Origin of the sequence: Variovorax stachyos (assembly GCF_051400855.1) — a bacterium.
GTDB lineage: Bacteria > Pseudomonadota > Gammaproteobacteria > Burkholderiales > Burkholderiaceae_C > Variovorax.
The window spans coordinates 1-978 of record NZ_JBLFFN010000056.1 but is presented as its reverse complement, the minus strand read 5'-3'; the positions used below and the strand labels follow the sequence as shown (position 1 = coordinate 978).

General features: G+C 70.0%; 1 protein-coding gene. It reads right to left on the bottom strand.

Features of this window, described 5'->3' with window-relative positions; genetic code table 11:
* Nucleotides 1-978: autotransporter outer membrane beta-barrel domain-containing protein (locus tag ACMGEZ_RS29670; RefSeq protein WP_436825859.1), on the bottom strand; the 978-nt coding region annotated here is incomplete at both ends.

Sequence of the window (978 nt, the reverse complement as noted above, 5' to 3'; positions counted from 1 at the left end):
AGACGCCCAGGTGGTAGCTGTCGGTCTTGGCGCTGCTGTTGCGCGCCTCGGTGTCGGCGCTGGCGCGGCTGTAGCCGCCCAAGGCGCCCACGCGCCAGCCCGCGCCTACGCCGGTGTCGGCACCGACGACGAAGCCGCCGATGTCGCGCTCGAGCTTGGCCGCGTTGGCGTTGCCGTCGATGTGGCCCCAGGAGCCGAAGACCTGGCCCCAGGTGCTGCGCGCCTGGTTGTCGGCAGCCGTGCAGCCGGCGCCGGCTTGTTGCGGTTGCTGTTGCTGCTGTAGCTGCTGAGCTGGCGATGCACTGCCGGGCGCGCAGGCGGCCGTGCGCAGCCGGTCGATGGCCGCCTCGCGCACGAAGCGGCTGTCTTCCAGCGCCGCGGTCTTGCTCGACGCGTGGATGTCCACGGAAAGTTGGTTGAAGGCATCGCGCGCGGCAAAGTCGCTGGGCAGGAACGCCACCGCGTTGACCAGGCCGTTGGTCTGCGGCAGGCTCTCCAGCGCCGTGGCCACCGCGGCCTGGTTGGGGGAGGCGGCCGCCTCCGTGAAGCTGCGCACCTTCTCGGTGTTGAGGTAGACGTGCGTGGCATCGTAGCTGTCGAACAGGCGCACGAAGGCGGTCTGCGTGTCGCCCGTGAGGCTGTAGGTGCCGCTGACGCCGCCATCGGCCGTGAGCACGGTGTAGCGGTTGCCGAGCCCGTAGCCGGTGCTGCTGGTGCGCAGCACCTGCAGGTTCGCGCCACTGGCGATGCTCGCAGTACCGCTGGCGTGGAGGAGGTCCGAAGCGTTGGAAGCCGGGTCGACTTCCACCTGGTAGGTGGAGCCGGCCGCTTGCGTGAAGTCGCCGTTGACCGTGAGGGTGCCGATCGAGTTGCCCGGGGCAATAGTGCCAGCGACCGTCGTGCTGCCGACGGTGCCGGAGCCTTGCAGGCGGCCGGCACTGAGCACGTTGAGTGTGCCACCGAGGATGCCGTTGACGG